General features: G+C 74.9%; 11 protein-coding genes. 4 read left to right on the top strand and 7 right to left on the bottom strand.

The window, feature by feature from the left end:
- Positions 1-115: 115 nt before the first annotated feature.
- The 4 genes from ACFY61_RS11620 to ACFY61_RS11635 all read right to left on the bottom strand — a co-directional run bounded on the left by ACFY61_RS11620 (position 116) and on the right by ACFY61_RS11635 (position 7,265).
- Entirely contained in the window at positions 116-1,897 is a 1,782-nt protein-coding gene (locus ACFY61_RS11620; protein ID WP_389470123.1) for an ABC transporter ATP-binding protein, read from the bottom strand.
- Positions 1,894-3,735 carry an ABC transporter transmembrane domain-containing protein gene (locus tag ACFY61_RS11625; RefSeq protein WP_389470125.1) on the bottom strand — a complete coding sequence of 614 codons (1,842 nt, stop codon included), beginning with the start codon at positions 3,733-3,735 and terminating at the stop codon, positions 1,894-1,896. Before ACFY61_RS11625 ends, ACFY61_RS11620 begins: the two co-directional genes overlap by 4 nt.
- A 122-nt stretch (positions 3,736-3,857) precedes the next feature.
- A complete protein-coding gene (locus tag ACFY61_RS11630; RefSeq protein WP_389470127.1) occupies positions 3,858-6,794 on the bottom strand; it encodes an FAD-binding and (Fe-S)-binding domain-containing protein in 2,937 nt (978 codons plus the stop codon).
- Positions 6,795-6,812: 18 nt separating this feature from the next.
- Positions 6,813-7,265: a MarR family winged helix-turn-helix transcriptional regulator gene (locus ACFY61_RS11635; protein WP_389470130.1), complete on the bottom strand. Its 453-nt coding sequence runs from the start codon at positions 7,263-7,265 to the stop codon at positions 6,813-6,815.
- 129 nt (positions 7,266-7,394) lie between these two features.
- On the opposite strand from ACFY61_RS11635, the gene ACFY61_RS11640 reads away from it, so the two are divergent.
- On the top strand, positions 7,395-9,233 hold the full coding sequence (locus ACFY61_RS11640) for an ABC transporter ATP-binding protein (protein ID WP_389470131.1): 1,839 nt from the start codon (positions 7,395-7,397) through the stop codon (positions 9,231-9,233).
- Positions 9,234-9,304: 71 nt separating this feature from the next.
- Entirely contained in the window at positions 9,305-10,141 is an 837-nt protein-coding gene (gene mltG / locus ACFY61_RS11645; protein WP_389470133.1) for an endolytic transglycosylase MltG, read from the top strand.
- A gap of 15 nt (positions 10,142-10,156) precedes the next feature.
- On the opposite strand, the gene ACFY61_RS11650 is transcribed toward mltG, so the two are convergent.
- The 3 genes from ACFY61_RS11650 to ACFY61_RS11660 are packed head-to-tail and all read right to left on the bottom strand — an operon-like array spanning position 10,157 to position 12,505.
- A complete protein-coding gene (locus ACFY61_RS11650) occupies positions 10,157-11,254 on the bottom strand; it encodes an FAD-dependent oxidoreductase (RefSeq protein WP_389470136.1) in 1,098 nt (365 codons plus the stop codon).
- 47 nt (positions 11,255-11,301) lie between these two features.
- Positions 11,302-11,979 carry an HAD family hydrolase gene (locus ACFY61_RS11655; RefSeq protein ID WP_389470138.1) on the bottom strand — a complete coding sequence of 226 codons (678 nt, stop codon included), beginning with the start codon at positions 11,977-11,979 and terminating at the stop codon, positions 11,302-11,304.
- 46 nt (positions 11,980-12,025) lie between these two features.
- Positions 12,026-12,505, bottom strand: a complete 480-nt coding sequence (locus tag ACFY61_RS11660; protein ID WP_389470429.1) for an Lrp/AsnC family transcriptional regulator — start codon at positions 12,503-12,505, stop codon at positions 12,026-12,028.
- Between the two features lie 383 nt (positions 12,506-12,888).
- Between ACFY61_RS11660 and ACFY61_RS11665 the strand changes: the two genes are divergently transcribed.
- Together ACFY61_RS11665 and ACFY61_RS11670 are read left to right on the top strand one after the other, a co-directional pair.
- Complete coding sequence (locus tag ACFY61_RS11665; protein ID WP_389470141.1) at positions 12,889-14,709, top strand: S8 family serine peptidase; 1,821 nt, start codon at positions 12,889-12,891, stop codon at positions 14,707-14,709.
- A 229-nt stretch (positions 14,710-14,938) separates the two neighbouring features.
- Complete coding sequence (locus ACFY61_RS11670) at positions 14,939-17,695, top strand: AAA family ATPase (protein WP_389470143.1); 2,757 nt, start codon at positions 14,939-14,941, stop codon at positions 17,693-17,695.
- Positions 17,696-17,782 lie beyond the last annotated feature (87 nt).

The raw sequence follows: 17,782 nt of genomic DNA on the forward strand, positions 1-17,782 counted from the left end.
GCCGGTTCTGGTCCAGCGCCCCCCCGGCCCCGCCCACCCCCCCCCCCCCGGGCCGGGCGGGGGCCGGGGCCCGGGGGGGGCCCCGGGCCCCCCACGGCCGCCGGCCGACGACGGCTCAGCCGTGCCAGGACCGCCAGAGCGCCGCGTACGCGCCGTCCGCCGCGACCAGTTCGTCATGGCTCCCCAGCTCGCTGATGCGGCCGTTCTCGACCACCGCGATCACGTCCGCGTCGTGCGCGGTGTGCAGCCGGTGCGCGATCGCGATGACCGTGCGGCCGTCCAGCACCCGGGCCAGCGACCGCTCCAGGTTGCGCGCGGCCCGCGGGTCCAGCAGCGAGGTCGCCTCGTCGAGCACCAGCGTGTGCGGGTCCGCCAGGACCAGCCGGGCCAGCGCGATCTGCTGGGCCTGCGCCGGGGTCAGCGCCGTACCGCCCGAACCGACCTCCGTGTCCAGGCCGTTCTCCAGAGCCCGGGCCCAGCCGTCCGCGTCCACCGCGCTGAGCGCCGCCCACAGCTCCGTGTCACCGGCGCCCGTCCGGGCCAGCCGCAGGTTGTCCCGCAGCGAGCCCACGAACACGTGGTGCTCCTGGTTGACCAGGGCCACGTGCTCGCGCACCCGCTCGGCCGTCATCTCCGACAGCCGCGCACCGCCCAGGGTGACCTCGCCGGCCCGCGGGGCGTAGACCCCCGCGAGCAGCCGCCCGAGCGTGGACTTCCCCGCACCGGACGGCCCCACCAGGGCCATCCGCGTACCCGGCGGCACCGCCATCGACACCCGGTGCAGCACGTCCACGCCCTCCCGGTAGCCGAACCGGACCTCCTGCGCCCGCACGTCCCGGCCGTCCGGCGAGACCGCCGCGTCACCGGCGTCCGGTTCGATCTCCCGCACGCCCACCAGCCGGGCCAGCGACACCTGGGCGATCTGCAGCTCGTCGTACCAGCGCAGGATGATCCCGATCGGGTCGACCATCATCTGCGCCAGCAGCGCCCCCGTGGTCAGCTGGCCCACCGTCAGCCAGCCCTGGAGCACGCACCAGCCGCCGATCAGCAGCACCGACCCGAGGATCGTCACGAAGGTGACGTTCAGCACCGGGAACAACACCGACCGGAGGAACAGCGTGTACCGCTCCCAGGCCGTCCACTCCTTGATCCGCTGCTCGGACAGGGCGATCCGGCGGTGCCCCAGCCGGTGCGCCTCGACGGTGCGGCCCGCGTCCACCGTCTCGGTGAGCGCCGCCGCGACCGCCGCGTAACCGGCGGCCTCCGAGCGGTACGCCGACGGAGCCCGCCGGAAGTACCAGCGGCAGCCGATCACCAGCACGGGCAGGGCGACCAGCGCCGCCAGCGCCAGTGGCGGAGCCGTCACCGCGAGCGCGCCGAACAGCAGGCCCGCCCACACCACGCCGACGCACAGCTGGGGCACGGCCTCCCGCATCGCGTTGGCCAGCCGGTCCACGTCGGTGGTGATCCGCGACAGCAGGTCGCCGGTCCCGGCGCGCTCCAGCACCCCCGGCGGCAGACCCACCGACCGCACCAGGAAGTCCTCGCGCAGGTCGGCCAGCATCTGCTCGCCCAGCATCGCCCCGCGCAGCCTGACCAGCCGCACGAACACCGTCTGCACCACCAGGGCCGCCGCGAACAACAGCCCCGTGCGCCACAGGTGCAGCTCCCGGGCGCCCGCGGCGAGGTCGTCCACCACCCGGCCCAGCAGCGTCGGCCCCACCATGGAGGCCACCACCGCCACGGCGTTGACGGTCACGAGCAGTACGAAGGCACGGCGGTGCCGCCGCAACAGCCCTCCCACGTACCCCCGCACCGTCGCGGACGAACCCACCGGCAGCGTGGCGGCGGTCTCCGGGGCCGCCGGGTCGTGCTCCGGCGCGGCCACCCCGATCATGCGGACTCCTCGATTTCCGTGAGTTCTTCTTCCAGGCGGGCGATCCGCTGTTCCTCGTCGGTCTCCCGGGTGACGACCGCCCGGTACCGCGGCTCGTCACGCAGCAGTTCGCGGTGCGTGCCGGTCGCCGCCACGGTGCCGTCGTGGACCAGCACCACCCGGTCGGCCCGGTCCAGCAGCAGCGGCGAGGCGGACAGCACCACCGTGGTGCGGCCGGCCCGCAGCCGGGCCAGACCGTCGGCGATCCGCGCCTCGGTGTGCGAGTCGACCGCCGAGGTCGGCTCGTCCAGGACCAGCACCCCGGGGTCCGTGACCAGCGAGCGGGCCAGCGCCAGGCGCTGCCGCTGGCCGCCCGACAGCGACCGCCCCCGCTCGGTGATGCGGGCGTCCATCGCGTCGTCCACCCCGTCCGGGGCCGACTGGAGCAGGGCCTCCAGCACGTCCCCGCACTGGGCCGCCGCCAGCGCCGCCGCGGCCGTCACGGCCCGCGAGGCCGGTACGTCCAGCAGCTCGCGCAGGGTCCCCGACAGCAGCACCGGGTCCTTGTCCTGAACGAGCACCAGCGTCCGCGCGGTCTCCAGCGGGAGCCCGTCCAGCGCCACCCCGCCCAGCAGCACCGAGGGGCCGCCCCCCGCGTCCTCCGCGGGATGGCCGCCCAACCGCTCGGCGAGCCGGCCCGCCAGGTCCGGGTCCCCGCACACCACGGCGGTGAACCGGCCGGCCGGGGCGAGCAGTCCGGTCCGCGGGTCGTACAGGTCGCCACCGGCGGCAGCGGCCTCGTCGGCGCCCTCCGGCCCGGCGCCCTCCGGCCCGGTCCCGTCCCGACCGTCCGGACCGGACCCGGTCCGGGACAGCGACAGCACCCGCGCCGCCCGCTTGGCCGAGGGACGGGAGAAGGAGTACGCCATCGCGATCTCCTCGAAGTGCCGCAGCGGGTACAGCATGGTGGCGACCGCGCTGAACACGGCGACCAGTTCGCCCACCGCGATGCGCCCGTCCAGCACCAGCGCGGCCCCGTACCAGACCACGACCACCATCAGGAGTCCCGGCAACAGCACCTGGACGGCCGAGATCAGGGCCCACATCCGGGCGCTGCGCACCGCGGCCCTGCGGACCTCCTGGGAGGCCTCCCGGTAGCGGCCCAGGAACAGTTCCTCGCCGCCGATGCCGCGCAGCACCCGCAGGCCGGCGACGGTGTCGGAGGCCAGCTCGGTGGCCTTGCCGGCCATCTCGCGCTGCACGTCGGCGCGTTTGGTGGCCCGGGGGAGCAGCGGCAGCACGGCCAGCGCCAGTACCGGCACCCCGACGGCGACGACCAGGCCTAGCGCGGGGGTGTACACCAGCAGCCCGACGCAGATCGCCAGCACCGCGAAGGCCGCGGCGAGGAACCGGGACACGGCCTCCACGAACCAGCCGATCTTCTCCACGTCACCGGTGGACACGGCCACGACCTCGCCGGCGGCCACCCGCCGGGTCAGAGCCGCGCCCAGTTCCGCGGTCTTCCGGGCGAGCAGCTGCTGCACCCGGGCGGCCGCGGTGATCCAGTTCGTGACGGCGGTGCGGTGCAGCATCGTGTCACCGAGGGCGATGGCGGTGCCGATGACCAGCAGCAGGCCGCCCACCAGCAGCAGCCCGGTGCCGTCGCGGTCCACCACGGCCTCGACGCCCAGCCCCACCGCGAACGGCAGCCCCGCGATGCCGCAGAAGTGCAGCAACCCCCAGCACAGGCTTCTGACCTGACCGGCCAGCTGGTTCCGTCCGAGCCACAGCAGGAACCTGGGGCCGGAACGCGTGTCCGGTACCCCGGGGTCCGGATACGGAAGGTCGCTGATCTGCATGACGCCCCATGACTCGGTGAGTGCTTCAAACCGTGCAAGGTTCGCCTTCCGGACCAGCCCCGGGCAACGGGTTTTCCGCGCTCACCGACCGTTTCCGGCCAGGCCTTCCGGTCGCCCCCGCGTCAGGGGCGGGTGGCGCGCTCCAGTTCCAGCAGCACCGAGCGGTAGCGGCGGCCGGTCGCCCGGTCCATGCCCACCTCGCACATCCGGTTCGCCGACAGGTGGACGTCGAACTCCCGCGCGCGTACCTCGGCCGCCTCCCGGGCGGTGGCCGAGGCGGTCAGTTCCGGGTGCAGCAGCCCCCGGTCCCCGGCGAACGCGCAGCAGCCAGCGTCGGCCGGGACGACCACCTCCTCGGCACAGGCCGAGGCGAGGGCGGCGAACCGGTCGGCCGTGCCCATCCGCAGCATCGAGCAGGTGGGGTGCAGCACCGCCGAGCCGACCGTACGGAACACCTCCAGCCGCGGCAGCAGCTCCTCGGCCGCCCACACCACCGCGTCCAGCACGGTCAGCGCGGCGTGCAACTCCCGGTTCGCGGCGGTCAGGTGGGGGACCACCTCGTGCGCCATGCCGAGCGCGCACGAGGAGGCGTCCACCACCAGCGGGATGCGGCCCCCGGCCGTCCAGCCCCAGGCGGCCTCCACGATCCGGTTGGCCATCAGCCGGTTGCCGGCCTCGTACCCCTTCGAGTGCCAGATGGTCGCGCAGCAGGTGCCGGCCGTGTCGCGCGGGATCCACACGGGTCTGCCGGCCCGCGCCGAGACGGCCACCACCGCCTCCGGCAGCGAGGGGCCCGTCCATCCGTCCGGTCCGGCGAAGACCCGGTTCACGCAGGCCGGGTAGTACACGGCCGCCGCTCCCGCACGCCGGGTGACCGGCAGCCGCCGTGCGGCCGCGCCGGGGATCTGCGGCAGCCATTCGGGCACCAGGTCCGGACGGACCGCCCTGCGCGCGGCGCGGGTCAGGGCGCGCAGCGGCCGGTCCCCGGTCAGGCCGGTGATGCGGTGCGCGGCGGCGACCGCCAGCCGGGCGGCCCGCTCCACCGGGGCGAACCCGCGGGCCGCCAGCTCCGCGGTCCGTTCCTCCAGCGGGCCGTGCCGGCGGTGCCGGAACTCCCTCATCAACGCGCCCGTGTCGATGCCGACCGGGCAGGCCAGCGCGCAGCCCGAGTCGGCCGCGCAGGTGTCGACGGCGTCGTGGCCGTAGGAGTCCAGCAGGCCTTCGAGCACCGCCGAACCCGGCTCCTGCCGCACCATCTCGCGGCGCAGCAGGATCCGCTGGCGCGGAGTGGTGGTCAGGTCCGCGCTGGGGCACACGGGTTCGCAGAAGCCGCACTCGATGCACGGGTCGGCGACCGGCTCGATCCGCGGGACGGTCTTCAGCCCGCGCAGGTGGGCCCGCGGGTCGCGGTCCAGGACCACGCGCGGCGCGAGCACCCCGCCCGGGTCGACGATCCGTTTGGTGCGCCACATCAGTTCGGTGGCGCGGGGCCCCCATTCGAGTTCCAGGAAGGGAGCGACGTTGCGGCCGGTGGCGTGCTCGGCCTTCAGGGAGCCGTCGAAGCGCTCCACGACGAGCCGGCAGAAGGCGTCCATGAAGGCGGCGTAGCGGGCGACGTCGGCGGGCCGCGCCGCATCGAACGCCAGGAGGAAGTGCAGGTTGCCGTGGGCGGCGTGGCCGGCGACCGCGGCGTCGAAACCGTGCTCGGCCTGGAGCTCCAGCAGGGCCGCGCAGGCCTCGGCGAGCCGGTCCGGGGGCACCGCGAAGTCCTCGGTGATCAGGGTGGTGCCGGCGGAGCGGGCGCCGCCGACGGCGGTGACGAACGCCTTGCGGGCCCTCCAGTACCCCGAGATGGCGGCGGGGTCCCGGGTGAAGGCGTTGGTGACGGAGGGCACCGGCGCCACGAGGTCCAGCCGGCCCAGCACCCCGGCGGCGCGCCGCTCGTACTCCGCCCGGCCGGCCTCGTCGGGGGCGCGGAACTCGACGAGCAGCGCGGTGGTGTCCCGGGGCAGGTCCGCCCAGTCCTGCGGCACCCCGGCCACGGCCACCGAGGCCCGCAGGGTGTTGCCGTCCATCAGCTCCACGGCGAGCGCCCCGGCCTCGTTGAACAGCGGCACGGCGGCGGCCGCGGCGGGCAGGCAGGGGAAGAAGAGCAGGGCTGTGCTGGGCAGGCGGTCCAGCGGCAGGGTGTCGAACACCGTCTCCGCGATGAAGCCGAGCGTGCCCTGGGACCCGACCATCAGCCCGCGCAGGATCTCCACCGGGGTCCCGCCGTCGAGGTAGGCGTCCAGCCGGTAGCCGTTGGTGTTCTTGATCCGGTGCTTGGCGCGGATCCGGGCCACCAGCTCGGGGTCGGACTCGATCTCCGCCTTGACGGCCAGCAGCGCGCGGCACAGCGCCGGTTCGGCGCGCAGGAGCTCCTCGTCGGCGAGCGGGTCGGCGGTGTCCACCACGGTGCCGCCGGGCAGCACGAACGTGAGGGAGGACAGGGTGCGGTAGGAGTTGCGGGTGGTGCCGGCCGTCATCCCCGAGGCGTTGTTGGCGACGACGCCCCCCAGGGTGCAGGCGACGGCGCTGGCCGGGTCGGGGCCGAGCACCCGGCCGTGCCGGGCGAGCGCCGCGTTGGCCCGGGCGACGGTGGTGCCCGGGCGGATCCGGGCCCGGCGGCCCCCGTCCAGGACCTCGACGCCGGCCCAGTGCCGGCGTACGTCCACGAGGATGTCCTCGCCCTGCGCCTGCCCGCCGAGGGAGGTGCCGGCCGCCCGGAAGACGACCTCCCGCCGCCTGCCGCGGGCGTAGGAGAGGACCGCCGAGACGTCGTCGAGGTCCTCGGCGACCACGACCACCTGGGGAACGAAGCGGTAGGGGGAGGCGTCGGAGGCGTACCGGACCAGGTCGGACACCCTCCACAGCACCTTGTCGGCGCCGAGCAGCGCCGTCAGTTCCGAGCGGAGCGGCCCGGGCGTGCCCGCCGCACGGTGGTCCGGGACCCGGTCGGGTGCGGGGCCGCCTGGGGAGAGGGGGCGCAGCGCTCCCGGGTCCGGCTCCAGCAGCGGCATGCGCCACACCTCGTTCCGTCAGCAGCCGGGCTCCGGGGGGACGTCCGACAGGGCACTCAGCAGACCGCCGAGCACCTCGCGCTGCTCCGGGGTCAGTGGGGCCAGGATCTCCTCCGCGGCGTCCGTGCGCGCGTTCCTCAGCCGCCTCAGCGTGGCGCGTCCCGTGTCGGTGAGCTCGATGCGGGTGACCCGCCGGTTGGCGGGGTCGGGCACCCGGCGGACGCAGTCCGCGGCCTCCAGCCCGTCCACCAGGGTGGTCACCGCCCGCGGGACCACTTCCAGACGGGCGGCGAGGTCCGCCATCCGCGGCGGCCGCTCCGGCTCGTAGTGCGCCACCACGCGCAGCAGCCGGCTCTGGGCCGGGGTGATTCCGACGGGCTCCATGTGCCGCTTCTGGATGCGGTGGAGCCGGCGGGTCAGACGGAGCAACTGCTCGGCGAGGAGGCGGTCGGTGTCGGAAGCGGTGCTCATGCCGGGAACGATATCAGGACCACGTTCATTGTGAGTATAGGTAACAATGAGCTATGCTCCACTGGACACAGTGGCCCGAACCGTCAGCCCGTGCCCTCAGCCTTCAGCCCCTACCTTCAGAGGGAGCCCATGCACCCGGAGGAACCCGACTGGACGCCCTCGAAGCGTCCCCTCGACCCCACCCGCCCCGAGCCCGCCGAGCAGCCGCGCGAGCTGCGGCGCATCGTGCGCCTCTTCCACCCCTACCGCGCCCGGCTCGCCGTGGTCGGCCTGCTGGTCTGCGCCTCCTCCCTGGTGGGAGTGGCCTCGCCCTTCCTGCTCAGGGAAATACTCGACACCGCGATCCCGCAGGGCCGGACCGGACTGCTCAGCCTGCTCGCCCTCGGCATGATCCTCATCGCCGTGGTCACCAGCGTCTTCGGCGTCCTCCAGACCCTCATCTCCACCACCGTGGGCCAGCGCGTCATGCACGACCTGCGCACCGCCGTCTACGCGCGGCTGCAGCGGATGCCGCTCGCCTTCTTCACCCGGACCAGGACCGGCGAGGTGCAGTCCCGCATCGCCAACGACATCGGCGGCATGCAGGCCACGGTCACGTCCACCGCGACCTCGCTGGTCTCCAACCTCACCGCGGTCATCGCGACCGTCGTCGCCATGCTCGCGCTGGACTGGCGGCTGACCGTGGTCTCCCTGCTCCTGCTGCCGGTCTTCGTGTGGATCAGCCGCCGGGTCGGCCGGGAACGCAAGAGGATCACCACGCAGCGGCAGAAGCAGATGGCGGCCATGGCGGCCACCGTCACCGAGTCGCTGTCCGTCAGCGGCATCCTGCTGGGCCGGACGATGGGCCGCTCCGACTCGCTCACCCGCTCCTTCGCCGAGGAGTCCGAACGGCTCGTCGGGCTGGAGGTCCGCTCCAGCATGGCCGGACGCTGGCGGATGTCCACCATCGGCATTGTCATGGCCGCCATGCCCGCCCTGATCTACTGGGCCGCCGGCCTCGCCCTCCAGTGGGGCTCGCCCTCGCTGTCCGTCGGCACCCTGGTCGCCTTCGTCACCCTCCAGCAGGGCCTGTTCCGCCCCGCCGTCAGCCTGCTGTCCACCGGGGTGCAGATCCAGACCTCGCTGGCGCTGTTCGCCCGCATCTTCGAGTACCTCGACCTGCCGGTGGACATCACCGAGCGGCCCGACCCCGTGCGGCTGGACCGGGCCAAGGGGGAGATCCGGCTGGAGGCGGTCGACTTCTCCTACGAGCCCCGCGCGGCGGGAGCCGGAGCCGGCACCCTCTCCGGCATCGACATCACCGTGCCGGCCGGAGGCTCCCTCGCGGTCGTCGGCCCCACCGGCTCGGGCAAGAGCACGCTCAGCTACCTGGTTCCCCGGCTCTACGACGTCACGGCCGGCCGGGTCACCCTCGACGGCATCGACGTACGCGACCTGGACTTCGACTCGCTGGCACGCTCGATCGGCGTGGTCTCCCAGGAGACCTACCTCTTCCACGCCTCCGTCGCCGAGAACCTCCGCTTCGCCAAGCCCGAGGCCACCGACGAGGAGATCGAGGAAGCGGCCCGCGCCGCCCAGATCCACGACCACATCGCCTCCCTCCCCGAGGGCTACGACACCGTGGTCGGCGAACGGGGCTACCGCTTCTCCGGCGGCGAGAAGCAGCGGCTCGCCATCGCCCGGACCATCCTGCGCGACCCGCCCGTGCTGATCCTGGACGAGGCGACCAGCGCCCTCGACACCCGCACGGAGCACGCCGTGCAACAGGCCATCGACGCCCTCTCCGCCGGCCGCACCACCATCACCATCGCGCACCGCCTGTCCACCGTGCGCGACGCCGACCAGATCGTGGTGCTGGACGGCGGCAGGGTGGCCGAACGCGGCACCCACGAGGAACTGCTGGCAGCCGAAGGACGGTACGCGGCCCTGGTCCGGCGGGATGCCGAGCTGGCACCCATCGCCCCTTGAAGTGTGATCGTATGACTGACATGCCGGTGCAATGTCCCGATATGGGTACCTCGTGGCGCTAGCGTGCCCTCATGCGTCCCGAGAACCGGAAGCCCCGAGGCCGCACCCGGCTCACCCGCCGCGGCCGGCTGACCGTCCTCATCGGCCTGCTCCTCGCGACCGTCGCGGCGCTCCTGGTGCCCTCCCTGCTGCCGGAGCCCCAGCCGGAGAGGGCACGCCTCCTGGTGATCCCGGAGGGCTGGCGGGCCTCCCAGGTCTACGCCGCCATCGACCGCGAACTCAAGGTGCCGCCCGGCACCGCGAAGGCGGCCGCGGCGTCCGCCCCCCTCGCCCTCCCGGCCGAGGCGAAGGGCAACCCCGAGGGCTACCTCTTCCCCGCCACGTACCCGGTGACCTCGAAGACCACAGCGGCCGACCTGCTCACCGCCATGGTCAGGACCGCCGGGGAGAAGCTCGCCACCCGCGCCGTGGCCGACGGCGGCCGCACCCACGGCATGACGCCGTACCAGACCGCCACCCTCGCCAGCATCGTCCAGGCCGAGGCGGCGACCCCCGCGGACATGGGCAAGGTGGCGCGCGTGGTCCACAACCGGCTGGCCCGCTCGATGCCGCTGCAGATGGACTCCACCATCAACTACGCCCTCGACCGCAGCACCGTGGACACCACCCTCGCCGACATCCGGATCGACAGCCCCTTCAACACCTACGTCCGCCAGGGCCTGCCGCCCACGCCCATCGCCGGGGCCGGCCTGCACGCCATGGCCGCCGCGGTCGCCCCGACCCCCGGCGACTGGCTCTTCTTCGTCACCGTGAAACCGGGGGACACCCGTTTCTCGGCGACCTACGAGGAACACAAGAGGCACGTGGCCGAGTTCAACCGCCACCGCGCGGCCGCCCGCGCCGCCTGACCCCCGGCCCGGCCGCTACGCCGTGGCCGGGGCGGCTGCCGGGACGCGCTCCGCGGGCGGGGGCGTGGCGAGGAGCCGGCGGAGGTCCCGTACCGCGGCGCGGCCGGCGCGGTTGGCGCCGATCGTGCTGGCCGAGGGCCCGTACCCGACGAGGTGCAGCCGGGGGTCGCGCACCGCGCGGGTGCCCTCGACGCGTATCCCGCCGCCCGGCTCGCGCAGCCGCAGCGGGGCCAGATGGTCGATCGCCGCCCGGAAGCCCGTGGCCCACAGGATCACGTCGGCGTCCACGGAGCCGCCGTCCGCCCAGGCCACGCCGGTCGGGGTGATCCGGTCGAACATCGGGCGCCTGGCCAGCACCCCCGACTCCAGTCCCGCCCGGACGGCCCCGGTCATCGGGAGCCCGGTCACCCGGACCACGCTCTGCGGCGGCAGCCCCTGCCGGACCCGTTCGTCGACCCGCGCCACCGCGGCCCGTCGCTCGTCCTCCCCGAACGGCCCCTCGCGGAACTCGGGCGGACGCCTGGTCACCCAGACCGTCTCCGCCGCCACCGGGGCGATCTCCAGCAGGTGCTGCACCCCGCTGGTCCCGCCGCCCACCACGACCACCCTCGCCCCGGCGAACGCCGCCGGCCCCGGATAGCCCGAGGTGTGCAACTGCCGTCCCCGGAAGGTCTCCTGCCCCGGGTAGCGGGGCCAGAAGGGCCGGTCCCAGGTGCCGGTGGCGTTGATCAGGGCCCGCGCCGACCAGTTCCCGGCCGAGGACTCGACCAGCAGCCGGCCGCCCTCGCCCTCGCGCACCGCCGTCACCGCCACCGGCCGGCGGACGTCCAGGCCGAAGGTCCGCTCGTACGCGTCGAAGTACTCGCCGATCACCTCGGACGAGGGCCGGGCGGGGTCCGCCCCGGTGAGCTCCATGCCCGGCAGCGCGTGCATCCCGTGCACCCGGCCGTAGGTCAGCGTGGGCCACCGGAACTGCCAGGCCCCGCCGGGCCGCGGCGCACGGTCCAGCACCACGTGGCCCAGGCCCGCACGCCCCAGGTGGTAGGCGCTCGACAGGCCGGCCTGCCCGGCGCCGACCACGACGACGTCCACGTCCCGCTCGAATTCGTTCACGGTTCTACCAACCGGGGCGGGCCGGGAGATCTTCCCGGGCGGCGGGCTCAGGCCGCGCGCAGCGCCGTCAGCCAGTCCCAGGCCGCTTCGGCGGTGAAGTCCTCCTGCCCGGCGGGGAAGAGCAGGCCCGCGGTGGCGAAGGCCGGGTCCCAGGCGGAGGCCCCCGCGTGCGGGACGGCCAGGCAGCTCATGCCCGCCGCGTGCGCGGCCCGGGCGCCCGGGGCTGCGTCCTCCATCACCACGCACTCGCCCGGCTCGGCGCCCAGCCGGCGGGCGGCCTCCAGGAAGACGTCCGGGGCGGGCTTGCCGTGCGGCACCTCCTCGGCCGAGACCACGGTGGTCAGCATGGCGTCCAGGCCGGTGCCCGCCAGCACCGCGTCGATCGCCTCCAGGGAGGAGCCCGAGGCCACCGCCATCGGCACGCCCTCCGCGTGCAGCCGCTCCACGAACCGCCGCATCTCCGGATAGGCCTCCGTGCGCGCCCGTGCGAGCTCCAGATACGCCGCGTTCTGCTCCGCCAGCAGCTGTTCCACCGGCGCCCCGATCCCGTACCGCCCCCGCAGGATCTCCAGCGTCTCCAGGGTGCCGATCCCGATGAACTCGGCGTGCTGCTCCCAGGTGAAGCCCACCACCCCGTGCCGCTCAAGGGTGCGGCGCCCCGACTCGTAGTAGTTCGGCTCGCTGTCGACGAGGGTGCCGTCGAGATCGAATATGACGGAGATCATCCGTTCTGCCCGTTCTGCCGGTCGTGCGGGTGTCGCCCCCATCCTGTCAGGGTTTACGGACGGACCGCCCCACCGACTCCACGAGCGGCAGCAGCCGGTGCGGCACCCGCTCGCGCAGGGCCACCTCGGTCCGGGTCCGCACCACCCCGGGCAGCCGGATGAGCTGCTGGATCACGTCCTCCAGGTGTGCGTTGTCGCGGGCCGCCACCCGGGTCAGCAGATCGCCGCCGCCGGTGATCGAGAACGCCTCGATGATCTCCGGTACACCGGCCAGCGCGTCCCCGACCTCGTCCAGCCGGCCCTGGGTCACCTCGATGTGCACGAAGGCGAGCACCGGGTGCCCGAGTGCCGCGGGGGAGAGGGCGGGGCCCGTCCCCGTGATCACCCCGGTCCGCTCCAGCCGGTCCAGGCGGGCCTGGAGGGTGCCGCGCGCGACGCCCAGCAGCCGGGCGTACTCGCGCACGCTGGTGCGCGGCCGTTCGATCAGCAGCCGCAGGATCCGGGTGTCGAGCTCGTCCACCGTCATGCCGGCCATGATGACAGCGCCGCCGGGGAAAGTGTCCGCATTGCGGACACGTGTGTCGTCCATGTGAACTCCTCACGGCGGGCGCTGCGGCCTCCATGATCGTCAACTCCTCTGTGCAACTAGGACAGTTGAGGGGACTCTGATGCCTTCCCGACCAGGTCCGAGGGGTGGACGCAGGGGCCGGACAAGGGTTTTCCCCGTATCGCGTTCATTCCGGGTTTGCCTACTGTCTGCCCACCGGCGATCACTTCCCGGCCGCCGTGACCGCCCCGCCTCCCCCACAGGTGGGGCGGTCACGGCGACGTATCGCCGGTACACCTCCCACACCGCACCAACCGGCTGCTCCGGTCCGTCCGGAGTCCGCCGCGAAGGGGAACACACACGTGCACGCACCCAAGCGAAGGCTGATATCCGTGGTGGCCGTCTCGGCCGCCCTGCTCGGCGGCACCGCCACCTCCGCGCTCGCGCTCGGCAACCCGGCCGCCCTCCCCGGCCAGGCCCCGCAGGCCGCCCCGGCCGCGGTCGCCGCCCAGCCGACCGCCCCGGTCGAGAACCTGATCGTCGGCTACAAGTCGTCCGCCTCCGAGGCCAGCTCCAACACCGCGGCCGCGGACGACGCCAAGGCCAAGGGCAAGAAGGCCGGCGAGAGCGTGGCGTTCGAGCGCCGCCTCGGCACCGGCGCCGCCCTCGTCGACCTCGGCGGCGCCCTGGCGCCGGCCGAAGCGGCCGACGTCATGGCGCAGTTCCGCGCCGACCCGGACGTGGCCTACGTCGAGCCCGACTCCCGCGCCTACGCGCTGGCCACCCCGAACGACACCGACTACGCCAAGCAGTGGGACCTCTTCGAGGCCACCGCCGGCATGAACGTTCCGGCGGCCTGGGACAAGACCACCGGCTCCGGCGTCACCGTCGCGGTCCTCGACACCGGCTACGTCGCGCACTCCGACCTCGCCTCCAACGTGGTCTCCGGCTACGACTTCATCACCAGCTCCAGCGCCGCCCGCGACGGCAACGGCCGCGACGCCAACCCGGCCGACGAGGGCGACTGGAGCGCCGCCGGCGAGTGCGGCACCGGCTCCAAGGCCTCCACCTCGTCCTGGCACGGCACCCACGTGGCCGGCACCATCGGCGCCTCCACCAACAACGCCAAGGGCATCGCCGGCATCTCGTACGGCGCCAAGATCCAGCCCGTGCGCGTGCTCGGCAAGTGCGGCGGCGCCACCTCGGACATCGTCGACGCCATCACCTGGGCCTCCGGCGGCTCCGTCCCGGGCGTCCCGGCCAACCCCACCCCCGCCAAGGTCATCAACATGAGCCTCGGCGGCTCGGGCACCTGCGGCACCAGCTACCAGAACGCCATCAACGCGGCCGTGGGCCGCGGCACCACCGTCGTGGTCGCCGCCGGCAACAGCAACGCCGACGCCGCCGGCTTCTCCCCGGCCAGCTGCAACAACGTCATCAACGTCGCGGCGAGCAACCGCACCGGTGACCGCTCCTACTACTCCAACTACGGTGCGATCATCGACATCGCCGCCCCGGGCGGTGAGACCCGCCGCGCCACCGACACGCCCGGCACCGTCACCACCCCCGAGAACGGCATCCTCTCCACCCTGAACGCCGGCACCAGCGTCCCGGCCGCGGAGAACTACAAGCCCTACCAGGGCACCAGCATGGCCGCCCCGCACGTCGCCGGTCTCGCCGCGCTGATGAAGTCCGCGAACTCCGCGCTGACCCCGGCCCAGATCGAGTCCGCGATCAAGGCCAACGCCCGCCCGCTGGCCGGCACCTGCACCGGCGGCTGCGGCGCCGGTCTCGCCGACGCGGCCAAGACGATCGACGCCGTCACCTCCGGCCCGGTCCCCGCGCCCTACGCGAACGCCACCGACGTCGCCATCCCGGACAACGGCGGCGCCGTCTCCTCCTCGATCACCGTCTCCGGCCGCACCGGCAACGCCCCGGCCGCCCTCAAGGTGAACGTGGACATCAAGCACAGCTACCGCGGTGACCTGGTCATCGACCTGGTCGGCCCGAACGGTGCCGTCAAGCGGCTGCAGAACTCCTCGGGCGACAGCGCCGACAACGTGATCACCACGTACACCGTCGACGCCTCCGCCTGGCCGGCCAACGGCACCTGGCAGCTGCGCGTCCAGGACGTCGCCGCCGCCGACACCGGCTACATCGACTCCTGGAGCCTCGGCTTCTAGTCGCACCGAACCGCCACCCCCCACAAAGGTCCGGACCAACCGACCGAGAAGTCCGGACCAACTCCGCCCGCGGGCCAGCCGATACGTCCCATACCGGCAGGCCCGCGGGTCTTTCCGTGCCCCGCCGCTGATTCATGCGTCACAATCGGGGTCCGCCGCGCGACAGTCCTCGTATCCTCGCGCTCACAGGTGAGGCACAGGTACGGGTGCGAGAGGCTGGTGGCTGTGCGTGGCGGCGACGGGGAACGCTGACGCGACCGTCGGACACGGCGAACTGATCGAGGCGGTCGACCGCGCGCTGACCACGCACGGCCGGGCCGTCCTCACCGGACCGGCCGGCGCCGGCAAGACCGCGCTGGCCACGGCCGTCGCGGCCGCCGCCGAGTCCCGCGGCGAGACCGTCCTCCGGCTCGCCCCCGAGGCCTGCGACCGGTTGCTGCCCGAGGCCGGCGCCGCTGCGCTGCTCGCCCTCGTCCCCTGCCGGGTCGTGGAAGGCCTGGCCGGACCCCAGCGCACGGCCGTCGCCCTGCTGCGCCGGGAGGCGGACGCCCCCCGCGCCGGCCGTGACCACGTCGCCCTCCGCCTCGCGCTCGTCGAGGTCCTGCGCGCCCTCGCCACCACCGAACCCGTACTCGTCGTCCTCGACAACGCCCAGTGGCTCGACCCGGAGAGCGCCGACCTGCTGCGCTTCGCCCTCCGCCTGACCCCGCCCGAGGTACGTCTGCTCGCCGCCGAACGCGTCCAGGGCGCGGCCCCCGCCGCCGAGTCCCTCTGCGGACCCGGCGCCCCGGCCGTCCGGGTCCCCCCGCTCGGCGCCGACGAACTCGCCGAACTCCTCGTCCGGCACGGCTTGCCCGCCCGGCTCGCCGGCCGCATCCACCAGGCCAGCGGCGGCAACCCCCGGCTCGCCCTCGCCCTCGGCCACTCCCTCGCCGACGCCCGCGAAGGCGCCGCCCACCACGCCGACAGCCTGCCCGTGCGCGGCCAGGCCCGCGACGTCGCCCGGCGGCTGCTCGCCGAAGCCCCCGGACACACCCGGCCCACCCTGCTGCTGGCCGCCCTCGCCGAACGCCCCACCACCGCCCTGCTGCGCCGGGCGGGCCGCCCCGACGCCGAAGCCGACCTCGCCGACGCGGAGCGGGCCGCGGTGGTCACCGTCGGCGACGACGGCACCGTGACGTTCACCGCCGGCGCCCTGCCCGCCGTACTCGCCGCCGACGCCGGCTGGGCCGAACGCGCCGCCGGCCACGCCGCCCTGGCCGGAGCCGTGGACGACCCCGTCCACGCCGTACGGCACCGGGCGCTGGCCGTGGACACCCCCGACGAGGCCCTCGCCCGCGAGATATCCGACGCGGCCGCCGCCTGCCGCCGCCGCGGCCGCCGCGACCTCGCCGCCGAGCTCGGCCTCCTCGCGGCCGAACGCACCCCCCTGGACCGGCCCGCCGACGGCACCGCCCGGCTCGTCGCGGCCGCCGAGGACGCCGGCTGGTCCGGCCGCGCCGACCTCGCCCGCCGCGCCGCCCGGGCCGTCCTCGCCCGCGACGCCACGCCCCGGGACCGGGTACGGGCCCGGCTCGCGGTCATCGACGCCGCCGGTCAGGCCCTCGCCGACCTCGACGAGACCTTCGCGCACGCCGCGCACGACGCCGCCGGCGACCCCGCCCTCCAGGCCGCCGTCCAGCTGCGGGTCGCCTGGAAGCTCAACCTCAGCGACGGCGACCCGGTGCGCTCCCGCGACGCCGCCGCCGAAGCCGGGGCCCTCGCCGCGGCCGGCGGCGACCCCGTCGCCGAAGCCATGGCCCTCACCGTGCGGGCCCGGATGGGGCGCATCCTGGGCGACCCCCGGGCCGAGGAGATCCTGGCCGAGGCGCTGGCCCTGCCCGCCCCCGAGATACCCCTGGGCATGCGCAACGCCCCCCAGTACCTCGCCGTCCGCCACGCCCTGTTCGACGACCGGCTCACCGACGCCCACACCCAGGCCCTCGCCCTGCTCCCCGCCGTCGAACGCACCGGCTCCGCCGAGGACGTCTTCGAGGTGCTGCGGAGCCTCACCGAAGTCGAACTCCGCCGCGGCCGCTGCGCCGCCGGATCCGCCCGCGCCCGGCGCGCCCTCGACCTCACCATCGACGCCGGCCTGTCACCCGGCCCCGCCTGGTACCTCGCCGCCACCGCCGAGGCCATGGGCGGCAGCTTCGCCCGCGCCGCCGGCTACGCCCGGCGCGGCGTCCGCGCCTCCGAGGAGGAACGCGACCAGGTCTTCCTCTCCCGCAGCCTGCACGCCCTGGGCCTGGTCGAACTCGCCACGGGCGAGACCGGCAAGGCCCTGGCCACCCTCCGCCGGGTGGCCGAACTGGAAGCCGCCCAGCGGGTGGCCGACCCGTCGATCCTGCGCTGGCACGGCGACCTGGCCGAGGCCCTGGTGGCCGCGGACGCGCACGACGCCGCCGAGACGCTGATCGACGAGGTGCGCGCCGCCGCGCGCGACCTCGGCCGCTCCGGGGTGGTCGCAGCGCTGGACCGGGCCCGGGGCCTGCTGCTGTCCGCCACCGGAGACGCCGACGCGGCGGTCGACCTGCTCCGGGCCACCTCGGACCGGTTCGCCGTCCTGGGCCTGCCGCTCGAACGGGGGCGGACGCTGCTGGCGCTGGCCCGGGTCGAACGCCGCCGGCGTCGGCGGGCCCCGGCCCGTACGGCCCTGGGGCAGGCGGCCGAGGTGTTCACCCGGGCCGGCGCGAAGCCCTGGGCGGAACTGGCCCGGGACCTGCCGGCGGGGGCGGCCCAGGCGGCGGTGGAGGACGGACCGGGTCTGCTCACGGAGGCCGAGACCCGGCTGGCGCTGCTGGTCAGCTCCGGTGCCAGCAACCAGGAGGCGGCGGCCAAGCTCTTCCTGAGCGTCAAGACGGTGGAAGCGCGGCTGACCCGGATCTACCAGAAGCTCGACGTGCGCTCCCGGGCGCAGCTGGCCACGGCGCTGCGGCGGCGCTGACCCGGGGCCCGCGCGCCGGCCGGCCGGGCAGCCGGGCGTTCCGAGCCGCGGCCGTCAGCCCCGCGGGCGTCCATGCCGGGCGTCCAT

Source organism: Streptomyces sp. NPDC012888 (assembly GCF_042900645.1).
In the GTDB taxonomy this organism is placed as follows: domain Bacteria; phylum Actinomycetota; class Actinomycetes; order Streptomycetales; family Streptomycetaceae; genus Streptomyces.